The organism is Carnobacterium sp., assembly GCF_032094055.1.
Taxonomy (GTDB): Bacteria; Bacillota; Bacilli; order Lactobacillales; family Carnobacteriaceae; genus Carnobacterium_A.
Map to the genome: position 1 here is coordinate 9,339 of NZ_DAMDAK010000015.1, position 438 is coordinate 9,776.

General features: G+C 39.7%; 1 protein-coding gene. It reads right to left on the reverse strand.

The window, feature by feature from the left end:
• The coding region (locus tag RT405_RS03845; RefSeq protein WP_313467755.1) for an HDIG domain-containing metalloprotein at nt 1–438 on the reverse strand (438 nt) is incomplete at both ends.

Here is a 438-nt window from a genome sequence, read left to right on the forward strand (position 1 = left end):
TCATTTCTTTTGTCGGTTTTGACATAGAACGTATGGCCGCTTCTGCGCTATCTGCAATGCTAATGACTGCTGCTTCTTTCGTTTGTGGTTTTGGTCCTGGATACCTAAACTCACTTTCCTTTACGTCAGCATCTAGTTCTTTTGCTTTGGCGTAAAAAAACTTCATTAAAGTGGTTCCATGGTGTTGTGCACAAATATCAATAATGGTTTGCGGCATATTGGCTTCTTCCAACATTTTGATGCCTTCGCTGACATGGCCAAAAATGATATCTCTGCTCTCAAAAGGCGTTAGTAAATCATGTGGATTTTCCATCCCAGAAGATAAATTTTCCACAAAGAAAAGAGAATGTCGAAGCTTGCCTACATCATGATAGTAACAGGCTACTCTTGCAAATAAAGAATCTCCTCCAATGGCTCCTACTGCATTAGCACTTAAAT